The 16571-nt window shown below is 66.3% G+C and carries 17 protein-coding genes; 10 read left to right on the forward strand and 7 right to left on the reverse strand.

The genetic code is table 11. From position 1 onward, the window contains the following. Nucleotides 1-46 precede the first annotated feature (46 nt). The 8 genes from WK25_RS17455 to WK25_RS17485 all read left to right on the forward strand — a co-directional run bounded on the left by WK25_RS17455 (nt 47) and on the right by WK25_RS17485 (nt 7267). The gene (locus WK25_RS17455; RefSeq protein WP_038570879.1) at nt 47-1351 is read left to right on the forward strand and encodes an NAD(P)/FAD-dependent oxidoreductase; all 1305 of its coding nucleotides are present in this window, start codon (nt 47-49) and stop codon (nt 1349-1351) included. Then, nucleotides 1348-2202 (forward strand): DUF1365 domain-containing protein, encoded by an 855-nt coding sequence (locus WK25_RS17460; RefSeq protein WP_069242216.1) that lies wholly within the window; start codon nt 1348-1350, stop codon nt 2200-2202. The genes WK25_RS17455 and WK25_RS17460 overlap by 4 nt, the downstream gene beginning before the upstream one ends. After that, nucleotides 2199-3416, forward strand: coding sequence for an SAM-dependent methyltransferase (locus WK25_RS17465; RefSeq protein ID WP_069242217.1), 1218 nt, complete (start codon nt 2199-2201; stop codon nt 3414-3416). Before WK25_RS17460 ends, WK25_RS17465 begins: the two co-directional genes overlap by 4 nt. A 1-nt stretch (nt 3417) precedes the next feature. Beyond that, complete coding sequence (locus WK25_RS17470) at nt 3418-3945, forward strand: chalcone isomerase family protein (RefSeq protein WP_069242218.1); 528 nt, start codon at nt 3418-3420, stop codon at nt 3943-3945. 103 nt (nt 3946-4048) lie between these two features. Then, entirely contained in the window at nt 4049-4219 is a 171-nt protein-coding gene (locus WK25_RS30545; protein ID WP_082721534.1) for a DUF2256 domain-containing protein, read from the forward strand. Nucleotides 4220-4802: 583 nt separating this feature from the next. After that, nucleotides 4803-5588, forward strand: coding sequence for a hypothetical protein (locus WK25_RS17475; RefSeq protein WP_069242219.1), 786 nt, complete (start codon nt 4803-4805; stop codon nt 5586-5588). A 126-nt stretch (nt 5589-5714) separates the two neighbouring features. Next, the gene (folE, locus tag WK25_RS17480; RefSeq protein WP_038570893.1) at nt 5715-6446 is read left to right on the forward strand and encodes a GTP cyclohydrolase I; all 732 of its coding nucleotides are present in this window, start codon (nt 5715-5717) and stop codon (nt 6444-6446) included. 116 nt (nt 6447-6562) lie between these two features. Next, on the forward strand, nt 6563-7267 hold the full coding sequence (locus WK25_RS17485) for a sigma-70 family RNA polymerase sigma factor (protein WP_038572211.1): 705 nt from the start codon (nt 6563-6565) through the stop codon (nt 7265-7267). A 262-nt stretch (nt 7268-7529) separates the two neighbouring features. Here WK25_RS17485 and WK25_RS17490 read toward each other — a convergent pair whose 3' ends face one another. The 6 genes from WK25_RS17490 to WK25_RS17515 are packed head-to-tail and all read right to left on the reverse strand — an operon-like array spanning nt 7530 to nt 12042. Continuing rightward, on the reverse strand, nt 7530-8231 hold the full coding sequence (locus WK25_RS17490) for a succinate dehydrogenase iron-sulfur subunit (protein ID WP_038570896.1): 702 nt from the start codon (nt 8229-8231) through the stop codon (nt 7530-7532). Nucleotides 8232-8252: 21 nt separating this feature from the next. Beyond that, nucleotides 8253-10028, reverse strand: coding sequence for a succinate dehydrogenase flavoprotein subunit (gene sdhA, locus WK25_RS17495; protein WP_038570900.1), 1776 nt, complete (start codon nt 10026-10028; stop codon nt 8253-8255). Between the two features lie 3 nt (nt 10029-10031). Beyond that, the gene (sdhD, locus tag WK25_RS17500) at nt 10032-10400 is read right to left on the reverse strand and encodes a succinate dehydrogenase, hydrophobic membrane anchor protein (protein ID WP_006399546.1); all 369 of its coding nucleotides are present in this window, start codon (nt 10398-10400) and stop codon (nt 10032-10034) included. A 4-nt stretch (nt 10401-10404) separates the two neighbouring features. After that, nucleotides 10405-10821 carry a succinate dehydrogenase, cytochrome b556 subunit gene (gene sdhC, locus WK25_RS17505; RefSeq protein WP_069242220.1) on the reverse strand — a complete coding sequence of 139 codons (417 nt, stop codon included), beginning with the start codon at nt 10819-10821 and terminating at the stop codon, nt 10405-10407. A gap of 13 nt (nt 10822-10834) precedes the next feature. After that, complete coding sequence (locus WK25_RS17510; protein ID WP_226209478.1) at nt 10835-11278, reverse strand: DUF3429 domain-containing protein; 444 nt, start codon at nt 11276-11278, stop codon at nt 10835-10837. 11 nt (nt 11279-11289) lie between these two features. After that, on the reverse strand, nt 11290-12042 hold the full coding sequence (locus WK25_RS17515) for an SDR family NAD(P)-dependent oxidoreductase (protein ID WP_069242222.1): 753 nt from the start codon (nt 12040-12042) through the stop codon (nt 11290-11292). A 272-nt stretch (nt 12043-12314) separates the two neighbouring features. Between WK25_RS17515 and WK25_RS17520 the strand changes: the two genes are divergently transcribed. Continuing rightward, complete coding sequence (locus WK25_RS17520; protein ID WP_069242455.1) at nt 12315-13328, forward strand: NAD(P)/FAD-dependent oxidoreductase; 1014 nt, start codon at nt 12315-12317, stop codon at nt 13326-13328. A gap of 242 nt (nt 13329-13570) precedes the next feature. Here the strand turns inward: WK25_RS17520 and WK25_RS17530 are convergent, their stop codons facing one another. Further along, the gene (locus tag WK25_RS17530) at nt 13571-15100 is read right to left on the reverse strand and encodes a cryptochrome/photolyase family protein (protein ID WP_069242224.1); all 1530 of its coding nucleotides are present in this window, start codon (nt 15098-15100) and stop codon (nt 13571-13573) included. A gap of 338 nt (nt 15101-15438) precedes the next feature. Between WK25_RS17530 and WK25_RS17535 the strand changes: the two genes are divergently transcribed. Next, nucleotides 15439-16410: a MerR family transcriptional regulator gene (locus tag WK25_RS17535; protein WP_059547900.1), complete on the forward strand. Its 972-nt coding sequence runs from the start codon at nt 15439-15441 to the stop codon at nt 16408-16410. Nucleotides 16411-16571 lie beyond the last annotated feature (161 nt).

Consider the following 16571-nt stretch of genomic DNA (forward strand, 5'->3'; position numbering starts at 1 on the left):
ATGACATTCCCTATCCCGCCCTTGTGACTGACGGAGACCATTCGCGATGCACCCGAAACCATCAGTGCCGCCGCCCGGCCGCCGGATCGCAGTCGTCGGCGCCGGCATCGCGGGCCTCGCGAGCGCATACCTGCTGGCTCGCCAGCATCGCGTGACGCTGTTCGAATCCGCCGACTATCTCGGCGGCCACACGCACACGGTGGACGTCGAACTCGACGGCGCACGCCACCCGGTCGATACCGGATTCCTCGTGTTCAACGATCGCACGTATCCGAACCTGATCGCACTGTTCGACGAGCTGGGCGTGGCTGCGCATGCGACCGACATGTCGTTTTCGGTGTCCGTCGACGGCGGGCGGCTCGAATGGGCCGGCAGCAATCTGAACACCGTGTTCGCGCAGCGCCGCAACCTGTTCTCGCCGACCTTTCTCGGGATGTTGCGCGATATCCTGCGCTTCAACGCGTCCGCCCAGGCGCATCTCGAATCGGCGAGCCGCGAGCGCCTGTCGGTCGGCGAGCTGCTCACGGCCGGCGGCTACGGCGCGTCGTTCCAGCATCACTACCTGCTGCCGATGGCGGCCGCGATCTGGTCGAGCGCGGCCAGCGACATCCTGCGGTTTCCGGCGGCGACGTTCCTGCGCTTCTGCCTGAATCATGCGTTGCTGCAGGTCAACAACCGGCCGACGTGGCGCACCGTCGCGGGCGGCGCGCGGCGGTACGTCGAGCGCATCGCCGCGACGCTCGACGACGTGCGCGTGAATACGCCCGTGCGCGCGATAACGCGCGACGACGCGGGTGTGACGGTGGCGACCGACACGGCCGGCCCCGAGCGTTTCGACGCGGTCGTGCTTGCATGCCATGCGCCGACGAGCCTGCGGCTGCTGGCGGACGCCAGCAACGCCGAGCGCGCCGTGCTGGCCGCCGTGCGCTACCAGCCCAACGTCGCGGTGCTCCATACCGATACGGCGCTGCTGCCGCGGCGGCGGCGCGTGTGGTCGGCGTGGAACTACCTGAGCGGACGGACGGGGCGCCGCGCCGGCCCGGCGCCGGTATGCGTGAGCTACCTGCTGAACCAGTTGCAGCCGCTGCCGTTCCGCTCGCCGGTCGTCGTCACGTTGAATCCGGTCGACGAGCCCGCGCCCGGCACCGAGCTCGGCCGCTACGATTACGAGCACCCGCTGCTCGACCTCGCGGCCGTCGATGCGCAACATCGTCTGCCGATGCTGCAAGGGCGGCGCAATACGTGGTTCGCGGGAGCATGGACGGGCTACGGCTTCCACGAGGACGGGTTGAAGTCGGCGTTGCGCGTCGCATATGACTTCGGCATCGCGCCGGCCTGGGCTCGCCCATGAACGCGCCCTTCGCGCGCGACGGCGCGGCCGCCCGGTTGCTCGTCGGCACCGTGATGCATGAGCGGCTGCGGCCGGTGCGCCATGCATTCCGGTATCCGCTCTTCCAGGTCTGCTGCGATGTCGAGCGGCTGGACGAGATCGCCGGAAGCTGGTTCGGCATCGATCGCTGGGCCCCGCTCGCGCTCGCTTGCCGCGACTACGGCCCGCGCGACGGGCGCGCGCTCGGCCCATGGATGCGGGATGTGCTCGCGCAAGCCGGCATTCGCGCCGACGGCCCGATCTGGCTGCAGACGATCCCGCGGATCTTCGGCTACGCATTCAACCCGGTGAGCTTCTGGTATTGCTACGACTGCGCGGGTGCGCTCCGCGCGCTGTACGCGGACGTGCGCAACACGTTCGGCGCGCATCACGGCTATCTGCTCAGTGCGATGCACCACGCGCCGATCGAAGCCGACACTGTGCTCGTCTGCCGCAAGACGTTTCATGTGTCGCCGTTTTGCGACGTCATCGGGGAATACGCGTTTCGTGTGCGTCAGCGCGGCGACCATCTGAGCGTGGCGATCGATTATCGCGACGACGACGGCGTGCTGCTGCACACGGCGATCGGGATGCGCACCGCGCCGCTGACGGCGGCACGCGCGTGGCGCGCGCTGGCGCGGCAGCCGCTGAACGCGATCAACGTCGTCATTCGCATCCATTGGCAGGCGCTGCGGCTATGGCTCGCACGCGTGCCGTTCCACGGCAAGACGCCGGCCGGCCGTTCCGCCGCGACCGATTCGCCATTGTCCCCCGTACCGGGCGCGTCGCCACGCGGCCGCTCGGCGATGTCCGATCACGAGGCTCGTCCATGACCTTGCTGCGCCTGCTATCCTCCGCATCACAACCGGCGATGCCGCTGTCGGCCCGGTTGTTCATCGCGCTTCTCCGGCGGATCCGCGACGGTCACCTGACGCTCGTGACGCCCGAAGGCGCGCAGCATGTGTTCGGCGATCCGCACTGCCAGCCGGCCGCGACGCTGCAGATCCGCGACTGGCGCGCGTGCCGCGCGATCCTGCGCGCGGGCGACATCGGCTTCGCGGAAGCGTATCGCGCCGACTGGATCGACACGCCGGATCTCGTCGCGCTGCTGCGCCTTGCGATCCGCAACCAGCCGGTGATCGCGAAGCCGGTGACGGGCGGCCGCGTGGCACGCGTGTGGTACGCGCTGCGCCATCGGCTGCGGACGAATACGCGAGCCGGCAGCCGCCGCAACATCCATGCGCACTATGACCTCGGCAACGACTTCTACGGGTTGTGGCTCGACGACACCTGGACGTATTCGAGCGCCTGCTTCGACGGCGACCCGCAGCGGTCGCTTGCCGACGCGCAAACGGCGAAGTATCAGCGCATCGTCGATGCGCTCGGGCTGCGCGCCGGCATGCGCGTGCTGGAGATCGGCTGCGGCTGGGGCGGCTTCGCGGTGCACGCTGCACGGCAAGGCATTCATGTACACGGCGTCACCATCTCGCACGCCCAATACGCGCTGGCCCAAGAGCGCGTCGCGCGCGACGGGCTGTCGGATCGCGTCACATTCGACTTGCGCGACTATCGCGACGTCGAGGGCCAATACGACGCAATCGTGTCGATCGAGATGTTCGAGGCCGTGGGCGAATCGTTCTGGCCGGTGTACTTCAACACGCTCAGGCAGCGCCTGAAGCCCGGCGCCCGCGCGCTGATTCAATCGATCACGATCGTCGAGTCGCAATTCGACGCGTACCGCGCGTCGAGCGACTTCATTCGCGAGTTCATCTTTCCCGGCGGAATGTTGCCGAGCCCCGCGCGCTTCGTCGATGCCGCGCGACGCGCGCGGCTCGTCGCGAAACCGGTGTTCGCGTTCGGCGACGACTACGCACGCACGCTGCGCACCTGGCGATCCTCGTTCGATGCCCACGTCGACTCGGTGCGCGCGCAACGGTTCGACGAAACGTTCATTCGCACCTGGCGGCTCTATCTCGCCTATTGCGAAGCAGGATTCGCCGAACGGCGCACCGACGTGATGCACTTCATCGTGTCGGCGCACGACTGACATGAAGCGCCGGCTCGCGATGCTCGCCGCGTCCGTGGCGCTGGCTGCGCCGCTCGTCGCCGACGCGAGCTGCGTCGACGAAATAGCGTCGGCGCGACTGATCGGCTCCGGCCGGTTCTGCATACTGGGTATCTGCCTGTACGACGCGCAGCTGTGGGCGCCCCGCGCGCCCGGTGCGCTCGACACGCCGTTCGCGTTGTCGTTGGCCTACCGTCGCGACGTGAAAGGGGAGCGGCTCGTGTCGACAGGCATGGACGAAATCGAGCGCCTTGCACCCGCGCCGTTGCCGGCTGCAACGCTCGACGCATGGCGCCGCGACATGGAACGAGCGTTCACCGACGTATCGCGCGGCGACGTACTATGCGGCGTCTACGTCCCCGAGCGTGGCGCACGCTTCTACACCAACGGCCGCCTCACGGCCGACGTGACCGACCCGGCGTTCGCGCGCGCATTCTTCGCGATCTGGCTCGACCCGCGCACGCGGGCCAAAGCACTGCGCCGCCAGCTGCTGGGCGACGACGCGCACTAGATGCGGCGCTCGGCGATGGCCATGGGTGCGTCGTATCGCTGCGCACCGCACGCTGCCGCCCGGTGCGACCGTGCACGGGTTCCTTTTCTGCGCGTGAGTCGCGATGGCCAACAAAACGCACTTGCCTGAAAAGATCTGCGAAACCTGCGGCTTGCCTTTCAGCTGGAGAAAGAAATGGAAGGCCGTCTGGGACGAGGTCCGCTATTGCTCGGAACGTTGCCGCCGCAATCGGCGGTCGGCCGCCGGCATGAAGACGAACGCTGAACGCCGTTGACTTCGCGTTGACGCACCCATCGCTCAACGCCGCGCCCGGGGCAGCGCCTCCCGCGCCCCGATGGTGTGGCCGTTGTGTCGGCTCCGCGGAATCGACCGGCACCGGTGTGTCCGTCCTGGCGGCACGCCTGCCGCTGCCCGGAGCCCCCCGGGTTTCGACGGCGCGGTAGCGCCAACCTGATTCACACCGCCGATGTGCAGCACGGGCGCCCCGCGCGAAAGCGGCGCGTGTTCGCGCGCACCATCGACCGTGTACCGCATTTCCCGCCCATGACACGATAATATGACTCAAACATGATGCATGCTTCAACGTTCTGCGCGTGGGGACGCCGAACCGGTCCTCAGTCGTCCATTCCTCCCCCGACGAATCGACGTCAAAATTCGTTTCATCAGCGGCCTCAACCCCCAATCTTCGTCCCTTATCGGGTATATCGACGTTCCCGGCGATAGATTGCCGCGCCATTCCGGTGCACGACGCAAAAATTCCCGGTACAAATAATTCATTGAATCGCTTTTCTGCTTCACTTTCCCGGAAATTTGCATACAATCCAGCTGTGACGCATGAATCGACCAGGGAGTCCCCCGTGCCAACACGCAATCACGCCATCAATCCGCGCCGCTTACCGGCATGCCCGGCTTCATTGATCGGGCGTGGCTCCGTGGCGAGCGCCCGCGGCCCGTCCCGGCACGCCGGTGCGGCATCCGGCCCGCCGGTTGCGTCGCGCCGACTGGAGGCCGCGCAGTGTCGCGGCGAGCGTCGCCGGCACCGCTCACCGCAGCAGACCACCCTGTGCGCAAGCGCCGGCCCGAACGACACGTCGGTCGAGCCGCGATCAAACTCCGTCGCAGCGCGCGCGCATCCGACGCTCCTCGTCACGGGCAGCCTGACTGCATCCGACGAAGCGGCCGAAGGGGCCGGCCTGCATGTTTGCGAGCGCGTCGAGTCGTTGGCACGAGCGCTCCGGCAGCCGTGCCTTGCCGTGGACGCGCTGATCGCCGAGGTCACGTCGCTGCACATCGATCTGGCGAATCAGTTCGTATCGCTCGCACGGGCGCGCCATGTCCGCGCAGCCGCGCTCGTCTATGAGCACGGCAGCGCGCAAGCGCTTTCGGCGGTGCGGCGCGCAGGGTTCCACCTGTTCCGCTCGGTCGGCGACCGCGTCGATCAAACGTTCGTGCTGACGAAGCTGCAACAGTCCGTCGCCGTCACGCTGGCAGCCACGATGGCGGCGAACGACCCGGTATGGCGGCTCTACCGGGACGTCGAAGGCTGGGCGCGAGCGCCATCAGCGTGCCCATCGTGCGCGTACAGAGCCGGCGCTCCGGCGACGCGGCCGCATCGCCACGCATGCCCGCGTGCACGCAGGTGAGCGGCGCCCGCCAGATGCGCCGTCGAAACGTCGGCGGCCGCTCGGCTGTTACCCGATGAACGCGAGCATCGCATCGCGTCAGTCGTGATTCATCGCACCACCCCTAACCTCGAGAAACGAACCGAAATGGGAAATCTGATCGACGCTCCCGCGCGTACGCTGACTGCGATCGACGAGGGCATTCCTCTGTCGCTCATCATTCGCCGGCGGCTCGAACACGCGGGCGCACGCTTCCATGCCAACGACAACATCGCCGCGCACCTGCGTGACGGCGAACTGGATGCATTGCAGAACGAAGTCGCACAGCAAATGGAAGCGGTGCTGCGCTCGCTCGTGATCGACGTCGACAACGACCACAACACCCGAGAGACCGCACAGCGCGTCGCAAAGATGTTCATCCGCGAAGTGTTCGCGGGCCGCTACGAGGCAGCGCCGCCCGTGACCGAATTCCCGAACGTCGAGCGGCTGGACGAGTTGCTGATCGTGGGCCCGCTGCGCGTACGCAGCGCGTGCTCGCATCACCTCTGCCCGATCATGGGCCGCATCTGGATCGGCGTGCTGCCCAGCGCCACGTCGAACCTGATCGGCCTGTCGAAGTATGGACGGCTGGTGAACTGGGTCATGACGCGCCCGCAGATCCAGGAGGAAGCGGTCAAGCAGATCGCCGACCTGCTCGAATCGCGCATCGCGCCCGACGGGCTGGCGGTCGTGCTCGAGGCCGACCACTTCTGCATGCACTGGCGCGGCACCAAGGACGATCAGGCAAAGATGACCAACAGCGTGATGCGCGGAAAGTTTCTCGCCGACGCATCGCTGCGCCGGGAGTTTCTCGCGTTGTTGTCGGGAAAGAATGCATAACGCGCGCGGCAGGCACGCGCGACTGATGCGACATCGCAATGTCTGGTCATGATCCGCGCTCGCTCGTCATCGCGAGCGCGCAACAGCAGGAAGCTCAAAGCCATGCGGAGTTCCCGATGAACCGTTCGCACGAATCACTCCGCCCATCTTCCGGCCCGGGGCGAACGACGCCGCTGCACGCAGGCAGGCAGCCGCAGCGGAGGGCGTCCCGCGCGCGATCGCGCCCCGGCGGCAGGACCGACATCAGCGCCGATGCCGCCGTTCTGCCTGACGAAGCATGCGACGCACATGCGGAACTCGACCGCTTGCTGGCTCGCGTCGCGACGGGCGACGAGCATGCGTTCGCGCAGCTGTATCGATGGACCGCGCCGCGGCTGTTCGGCGCGATCCTGAGGATGATCCGCGATCGTCATGAAGCGGAAGACCTGCTTCAAGACGTGTTCACGACAGCATGGCGCCGCGCCGGTTCGTTCGACGCCACGCGCGGCGCGGCAATGACGTGGTTGATGACGCTCGCCCGCAACCGGACCATCGACCGGATCCGGCAGCACCGCGAGCTGCCGCTCGACGACGAGCTGGCGCTGTCGATCCCCGACGCAAGCCCGACGCCCGATCTCGGCGCGCAGGCGAACCAGGAGCGCCTGCGTCTGGAGCGCGGACTCGCGCATCTGGGCGAGCGGCAGGCGTATGTTTTGCGGGAAGCGTTTCACGGTGGCGCGTCGTATGCGGAGCTGGCCGAACGCATGCAGGTGCCGCTCGGCACGATGAAGAGCTGGATCCGCCGCAGCCTGATGCGGTTGAAGATCTATCTGGAGCAGTAAGCGCGAGCGGCGCGACCCGGTTCGATCGCGCCGAGCCACCTGGCCCGAGCAACGGCGCGCTTCGCGCAGCCGTTGCATCGGCATTCTCGGGAGCCGAATCCGCACGATATTGACGTGCTTGCCGACCGCTGGGAATCGGCGCCGCACCGCATCCGTTCCGCTCGATGAGGACGACGAACGACGGTCGTGCAACGGCGCGTGAATCCTCATTCCAAGCGACCGCGCACATCGACACCCCCGCCCTTTCACACGCGCCAGCGCTTCAAACCGCGCGGCGAACCATCAGTTCCTTGATCTTGCCGATCGCCTTCGTCGGATTCAGGCCCTTCGGGCACACGTCGACGCAGTTCATGATCGTATGGCAACGGAACAGACGGTACGGGTCTTCCAGATTGTCCAGACGCTCGCCGGTGGCCGTGTCGCGGCTGTCCGCGATGAAACGGTAAGCCTGCAGCAGGCCCGCCGGGCCGACGAACTTGTCCGGGTTCCACCAGAAGCTCGGGCACGACGTCGAGCAGCTCGCGCACAGAATGCACTCGTACACGCCGTCGAGCTCGTCGCGCTCTTCCGGCGACTGCAGGCGTTCCTTCTCCGGCGGCGGCGCATCGTTGATCAGGTACGGCTTGATCGAGTGATACTGGTTGAAGAAGTGCGTCATGTCGACGATCAGGTCGCGCACCACCGGCAGCCCCGGCAGCGGACGCAGCACGATCTTCTGCGGCAGATCGTTCAGGTTCGTCAGGCACGCCAGACCGTTCTTGCCGTTGATGTTCATCGCGTCCGAACCGCACACGCCTTCGCGGCACGAACGGCGGAACGACAGCGTCTCGTCCACGGCCTTCAGCTTCACCAGTGCATCAAGCAGCATGCGCTCATGCTTGATCTCCAGCTCGTACGTCTGCATGCGCGGCGCCGCGTCCTTGTCCGGATCGTAGCGGTAGACTTCAAAAATGCGTTTTGCCATTTCGGATTCCTTTGACTCGGCTTAGAACGTGCGCGGCTTCGGCGGCACGGATTCGACCGTCAGCGGCTTCATTTGAACCGGCTTGTAGTCGAGCCGATCGCCTTCGCTGTACCACAGCGTGTGGCGCAGCCAGTTTTCGTCGTCGCGGTGTTCGTAGTCGCTGTGCGCGTGCGCGCCGCGGCTTTCCTTGCGCGCCTCCGCCGACACCATCGTCGCGCGCGCCACTTCGATCAGGTTCTCCAGCTCGAGCGCTTCGACCCGCGCCGTGTTGAACACCTTCGACTTGTCCTTCAGGTGGATGTTTTCCACCCGAGCCTTCAGCTCGGCCATCTGCTCGACGCCTTCCTTCAGCAGCGCCGACGTGCGGAACACGCCCGCGTGCTTCTGCATCGTTGCGCGGATGTCGTTCGCGACGTCCTGCGTGTACTCGCCCGAGCTCGACTTTTCGAGCTTGTTCAGGCGCGCCAGCGAGAACTCGCCCGCATCCGCCGGCAGCGGCTTGTGTTCCTTCTGGTTCTTCACGTGCTGGACGATGTGGTTGCCGGCCGCGCGGCCGAACACCACCAGGTCCAGCAACGAGTTCGTGCCCAGCCGGTTCGCGCCGTGCACCGACACGCACGAGCATTCGCCCACTGCATAGAACCCGTTGATCGGCTCCTTGTGATCGCGCGACGTGCCGACGACCTGACCATGGATGTTGGTCGGGATGCCGCCCATCTGGTAGTGGATCGTCGGGACGACCGGGATCGGCTCCTTGATCGCGTCGACGTTCGCGAACTTCAGCGCGATTTCGCGGATCGACGGCAGACGCTTCATGATCGTCTCCGCGCCAATGTGCGACAGGTCCAGCAGCACGTGATCCTTGTTCGGACCGACGCCGCGGCCTTCCTTGATTTCCTGGTCCATCGATCGCGACACGAAGTCACGCGGCGCCAGATCCTTCAGCGTCGGGGCGTAGCGTTCCATGAAGCGCTCGCCGTTCGCGTTGCGCAAAATGCCGCCTTCGCCGCGCACGCCTTCGGTGATCAGCACGCCCGCGCCCGCCACGCCGGTCGGGTGGAACTGCCAGAACTCCATGTCCTGCAGCGCGACGCCCGAGCGCGCCGCCATGCCGAGGCCGTCGCCGGTGTTGATGAACGCGTTCGTCGATGCCGCGAAGATCCGGCCTGCGCCGCCCGTCGCGAACAGCGTCGTCTTGCCTTCCATGATGTAGACGTCGCCCGTCTCCATCTCGAGAGCCGTCACGCCCAGCACGTCGCCGTCCGCGTCGCGGATCAGGTCCAGCGCCATCCATTCGACGAAGAACTGCGTCTTCGCCTCGACGTTCTGCTGGTACAGCGTGTGCAGCAGCGCGTGACCGGTGCGGTCCGCGGCCGCGCATGCGCGCTGCACCGGCTTCTCGCCGTAGTTCGCGGTGTGCCCGCCGAACGGGCGCTGGTAGATCGTGCCGTCCGCGTTACGGTCGAACGGCATCCCGAAGTGTTCGAGCTCGTACACGACGTTCGGCGCTTCGCGGCACATGAACTCGATCGCGTCCTGGTCGCCGAGCCAGTCGGAGCCCTTGATCGTGTCGTAGAAGTGGTAGTGCCAGTTGTCTTCGCTCATGTTGCCGAGCGACGCACCGATGCCGCCCTGGGCCGCCACCGTGTGCGAGCGCGTCGGGAACACCTTCGACAGCACGCCGACCGACAGGCCCGCGCGCGACAGTTGCAGCGCTGCGCGCAAGCCCGAGCCGCCCGCGCCGACGATCACCACGTCGAACTTGCGGCGCGGCAGGGAAGTTTTGATTGCAGCCATTCTTTACACTCTCCAGAGAATCTGCGCGGCGTAGCCCGCACATGCGAGCAGCCAGACGATGGTCAGCGATTGCAGCAGCAGGCGCACACCGACGGGCTTCACGTAGTCCATCCAGATGTCGCGCACGCCGACCCATGCGTGGTAGAAGAGGGAAAGCAGCGTCACGAAGGTTGCGAGCTTCATCCACTGCGCGGAGAAGATCGACGCCCAGCCTTCGTACGAGAAATCATGCGCGCCGAAAAACAGCACGAGCAGAATGACCGTGTAGACCGCCATGATCGTGGCGGTGACGCGCTGCGCGAGCCAGTCGCGCAGGCCGTAGTGAGCGCCGACGACGAGGCGCTTCGAGCCGATTCGGTTGTTGGCTGCCATTTTCTTAGAATGCTCCGAACAGTTTGAGTGCCATGGCGATCGTCAGCGCGATCGAGACGACAAAGACGACGACGGCCGTCCGCTTGCCGCCTTCCTTCGAGACGGCGTCGTGGTTGACGTCCATCAGCAGGTGGCGAATGCCGGCGCAGAAATGGTGGAAGAACGCCCACGACAGCGCGAGGACGATCAGTTTGACGACGATGTTGGAGAGGAACTGCTTGAAGACTCCGAAGCTGAGCTCCGACGTCAGGCTCTGGTCGAAGAGAAACAGCAAGAACGGCAGGAACAGGAACAGCAGCGCGCCGCTGACTCGGTGGAGAATCGACAATATCGCCGCCAGCGGCATCCGATATTTCAACGTGATGTCGCCGATCCCGATGTTCCGGTATTCGCGCGGGCGAGGCGTTCTGGACGTAGTCATGACAAGCTCCGGATCAACCGTTCGTCGACGCTGCGGCCGCCAGCAGCGACAGGCCGGCGACGCTCGTCAACAGGCATCGCAACGCGAAATACCAGCCCGGAATGAGCGCTTTTCTCCACAGCACGCCGTCGACCGCCGCGCAGCCGACGAGACCGATCGCCATTCCCGCGAGCCGCGCGCCGATGTCCGGCAGCATCAGCACGGCCCACGCGATGAGCGCGGGAATCACGCTCCACCCGTAGAGCATCCGCTGGCGCGGCGGCGATTCGGGTGCCCGCAGCGCGATGCCCCAGTGCACGGCGCCGACGAACGACACGATACACGCGGCGTAATTCAACAGCGCGTGCACGTAAACATCGTGACGCGACGACGCATGCACGCTCAGCCACGACAGCGCGATGAACGGCACCAGGCCGGCGAGCGCCAACGCGGCCGGAACGCGGTAACGACGCAGCATCGCACGCATGCTCATGGCCTCGCTGGAACGATCAGCGCACCCTGCCCGCCATCGACGCCGAATTGCTGGCCGGTCACCCATGACGCATCGTCGCTCAACAGGAATTCCGCAAGTGCGGCAGGATCGTCGCCAGCGCCGATCCGTCCGAGCGGATTGGCGTCCGCGAGGCGCTTCGCGACCTGCGGCGCACTCGTCAGGCGCGCGGACATCGCCGACGCGATCAGGCCCGGATGAATGCAGTTGACGCGAATTCCGCGCGCCGCGTAGGTGGCGGCAGCCGACTGCGCAAGCGCGGCCACGGCGGCTTTCGCGCTGGCAATCGCCTCATGGTTGGGAAAGCCCGCTCTCGACGCGACGCTGCCGAACAAGACCGCACTGCCCCCGGCATGAGCGGCGAGCACTGTGCGCACGAACGCGCGCAGCGCGTTCCATGCCGAGAAGTAATTCGCCGCGAACGCGTCGTGCAGTTCGGCATCCGAAGTCGAATGCATCGGCTTCACGACGATCGAGCCGACGCAATGCGCGAGCCCGTCCGGCGCGCCGAAACGCTCGACGCCTGTCGCGAGCGCACGATCGAGCGCAGCCGCGTCAGTTGCGTCGGCAGGCGCCACGACCACACGCTCGCGCGACAACGTCTCCGCAAGAGCGCCGAGACGCTCCGGGTTTCGTGCAGTGAGCAGCGTTGAAACGCCTTTGGCGTTCAGCCGACGCGCGAGCGCACTGCCGACGGCCCCCGTTGCACCGCAGATCCACACAAACGCCATGGCGACTCCTGTTGCGAACATGCTTCCCGTTTCGGCGATTCCGGCTCGTGCGCGACGCATGACCGGGCCGCGCACGCGCCGATCCTCACAGACTCGATTCTATGCCATTTTCATGCTCAATGAAGCACTATCATGACTCATTTCTAGGACATGAATCATGATTTTCATGGTTTCCGCCTGTGAAATGTCGGCGTTTCACGCCAGAATGGCATAAACTTTCCATGCCAAGCCGAATAATCCGCGCAATTCCTCGCATTTTTATGACGAAACAGATGAATTCATTTTCCGACTCATCGGCCAACATTGCGGTCATCGGCGCAGGAATCGCCGGGCTGGCCTGCGCACGCGTGCTCGCCGATGCGGGATATCGCGTGACGGTGTACGAAAAAAGCCGCGGCGTGGGCGGACGAACGAGCACGCGCCGCGCGGATGGCTGGCAGGCCGATCATGGCGCGCAGTATTTCACCGCGCGCCATCCGGCATTCGTCGCCGAAGTAGCGCGCTGGGTCGCCGGCGGCGCGGCCGCGCCTTGGGCCGCGCGCGTTGCTTCGATCGGCTCGCTCGGCCCGCGGGAACTGCTCGCGCCCGCTCAGCGATACGTCGGCGTGCCGGGCATGACGGCTCCGGCGCGGTATCTGTCGGCGGGGATCCACACGATGCTCGAGACGACGATTACCGAGCTGACGCGCGACGCGCAGCGCTGGCGGCTGATCTCGGCCGAGCATGGAGCGCTCCGCATGCATCACGACGCCGTGATCGTCGCCGTGCCTGCACCGCAAGCCGTTGCGCTGCTGCGGCGCGCCGAGCCGGGTCTTGCGGTGATTGCGCAACGCACCGAGATGCGCCCGGCCTGGGCCGTGATGGCCCAGTACGGCCGCTTGCCCGATCCGGGTTTTGACGCCGCATTCGTCAATGTCGGCCCGCTCGGCTGGATCGCCCATGACACATCGAAGCCCGGGCGCTCCGGTTTGAGCACGTGGGTACTGCACGCGACCCCCGAGTGGAGTCAGGCTCATCTGGAAGCGCCGCCCGAGCAGATCACGCGCACGCTGCTGGACGCCTTTCGCGACATCGTGGGCGCTACCGCCAACTCGGCAACCGCTCATCGCTGGCGCTATGCCGAGCTGGCGCCGACGTCCATGGCGGCGCCCGGCCGCTTTGCGTGGCGGGCGGACCCGCGCATCGGGCTATGCGGCGACTGGCTGGGCGGCGGCAAGATCGAAGGCGCATGGTTGAGCGGCGCCGGTCTCGGCCGCGCGGCGGCCGACACGCTGATCACGCACTGAACGTGTGCGCCTCATGACGGCGCGCCGGGCGCGCCTTCTCTTGCCGGAGAAAGCCGCAGCGCTCGCGGGCAGCCTTGCCGTTCGGGAAACCCGGACGCACGGCGGCCGGCGGCCGGCGGCCGGCAGAATCGCACGAGCGCGCGGCGACGCAAACCATTCGCGAGCCAAAACGGATCGCGCACTCGCAACGCATCACCATCGCATCCGCCGTTCTCAACGGCATCGGCCGAATACGCGAAGACCTACAGCGACTCGATATTCCGCACGATGCCATCCGCCTGCATCCGAATCGCGTCGAGTGCGTCGGCATCGAAACGTGCGAGCTGCCGATAGACCATCGCAAGCCGATGGTTGTGTTGCAGGGCGTCGCGGTGCCGGGCGAAAAAATCCCAGTACAACGCGTTGAACGGGCACGCACGCGCACCGGTTCGGGCATTGCGGTCGTACGCACAGCCCTTGCAGTAATTGCTCATCCGATGAATGTACGCGGCGCTGGAAACGTACGGTTTGGTTGCCATCGCGCCGCCGTCCGCGTATTGGCTCATGCCGAGCGTATTCGGCATCTCGACCCATTCGAATGCGTCGATATAGACGCCGAGATACCACTCGTGCACCGCGTGCGGATCCAGCCCGGCCAGCAGCGCAAAGTTGCCGATCACCATCAACCGCTGGATATGGTGCGCATGCGCGTCTTCGAGCGACTGCCGCAACGCATGCGCCATGCAGCCCATTCGCGTGCGCCCGTTCCAGAACCACTGCGGCAACGGACGGCGATGACCGAACGCATTGCTCGTTTCATAGCCTGGCATGCGCGCCCAGTACACTCCGCGCACGAACTCGCGCCAGCCCAGGATCTGCCGGATGAACCCTTCGACCGCGGCAAGCGGCGCCGCACCGGTCCGATACGCATGCTCGGCGCGCGCGACGACTTCGCGCGGATTCAACATCTTCACATTGAGCGCAAACGACAGCATCGAGTGGAACAGGCGCCGCGCACTTGTGTGCATCGCGTCCTGGAACTGCCCGAACGACGGCAGTGCGTGCTCGATAAATGCGTCGAGGCACGCGAGCGCCTCGACGCGATCGACGGGCCAGCGGAAGTCGCCGGCCGACGGCTCCCCGAAGCTGCGCACGCCCGCCGCCACGATACGATCCCACAGCGCGCGATGATCGTGATGCGGCCGCCAGTCGCTTGGCTCAGCGGGTGTGCCGGACCACGCGTCGCGGTTTTCGGCGTCGTAGTTCCACTGCCCGCCTGCCGGCCGCCCGTGTCCGTCGAGCAATACGCGATGCCGCACGCGCATGCTTCGGTAAAAGCGATCCATGACCCACGCGCGGCCCGTTCCGAGCACACGTCCCACCTCGTCGCGCGTCGTGTAGAAATGCGCGGTATCGACCGCGCGAACCGGCACGCTGGCCACGGCCGCATACTCGCTCAGTTGCCGGTCGACGCGCCATTCGTCCGGCAGCAGGTACTCGATGCGCGCGGCGCCGTGAAGCGCGGCAACACTGTCCAGGTTGGCCGGAATGGCCTGACGATTGAACGGATCGTCGATCTCGATGTAGTGCACATGATGACCCGCGTCGCGCAACAGCGTCGCAAAGCGGCGCATCGCCGCAAAGATCGCAATCAGCTTCTGCGCGTGATGAAGCGTGTAGTCGGTCTCCTGCCGAACTTCCATCAGCACGTACAACGTGTCGGCCCGGACATCGGCAAACCACGGATGAGTCCAGTCCAGCTGATCGCCGAGGACAAGCCTTAAAGTCTTCATGGGACGCTCCGCCATGGATGTTCCGTTTCGGGGGCGGCCGGGATGGCCATATCGCTGGCGCGCGGGACGCCGCACGCGGTAATCCGTCGACGCATCAGCGCATCGGCGCTGCGTGCGCGCCTTGCGCGCCGCGGCATCGCGCGCACCATGCTGCACCGGCAGTTGGGGCTCTGCCGCTTCACCGCACCGCGGCGGGGTGCAGCATTCCAGCCACATCCCGCTTCGCGAAACACCTCCCGGACGACATTTCCGCACATTGAATCGCCTTCCTGCTTCATATTTAATCCAGACTGCGTACAATTCTGAGACAACCTTCCGTCGACTTCAGGAGAACAACGATGCCCCCTCGCAAGGATCGCGACACGCCTCACCGCTATCGCAGCGGGGAAGCCGCGCGCCTGGCGCGCATGCCAGCAGCCACGCTGAGGATCTGGGAGCGGCGCTACGGCGTGGTTGCGCCGCCCAAAACGCCATCCGGGCAACGGTTGTACTCTGACGACGACGTCCAGCGCATTCGCCTGCTGAAGGCGCTCGTGAACCAGGGCCACGCGATCGGCACGATTGCCACGCTGAGCCGCGAGGAGCTCGAGGCGATGTCGCTCACGAGCACGCACGGCCCCGCGCTGCCCGAAAAAGGCGTGAGCCTCGCGGTCGTCGGCGCGTTGCCGATCTCCGAATCGGCGATCGAGCGAATGGGCCTCCGGATCGCCATGCAGCTCGACTCGATTGACGACGCGAGCGAACACGCGGGTGAAGCTGCGGATGCGCTGATCGCAACGACCACGTCGCTCCACGAAGATGTCGTGTCGCAGCTCGCGACCGCCGCGCAAAAGCTCAATGCGCAGGCCGTCGCCGTCGTGTATGCATTCGGCACCGCGGAGGCAATCGAGCTGGCGCGGCTGTCGGGGTTCGAGCTGTTCCGCTCGACGGAAGGTCAGACCAATCCTGCGTCCATCATCTCCAAACTCGCGCAAGCGGTCGTCAAGGCACGCCAGTCCAACGATGCCGATCGCGGGCTGTGGCTGCGCACGCGGCGTCGCTTCGACGAGACGACGCTCGCGTCGCTCAGCGGCCTGTCCACCACCGTCAAGTGCGAGTGCCCGCGTCACTTGTCCGAACTGATCATGCAGCTCAGCGCGTTCGAGCGATACAGCGACGAATGCGTATCGCGCTCGCCCGCCGATGCGCTGCTGCACCGCCATCTCGGAGACGCGGCGAACCGGGCAGCCGAATTGCTCGAGACCGCACTTGCCGTGATCCTGCGCGAAGAGGGACTGGGCGGAACGACGCCGGACCTGAAAGCGCAGTAGCGCACGCAGCTCCGCCCGCCAGGCGGGCCGCACGTTGCACGCGCCGGCCACGGCGTCGCGTGCGAGGTGCGAATGACGGGCGTGGCCGTGTCGCGGTTCGCTCACGGCCGACTGCCCGCCTGAACCGCAAGCCAGCGTTGAGCAACGGGATGCACGTGCAA

It is taken from the genome of Burkholderia latens, from assembly GCF_001718795.1.
GTDB lineage: Bacteria > Pseudomonadota > Gammaproteobacteria > Burkholderiales > Burkholderiaceae > Burkholderia > Burkholderia latens_A.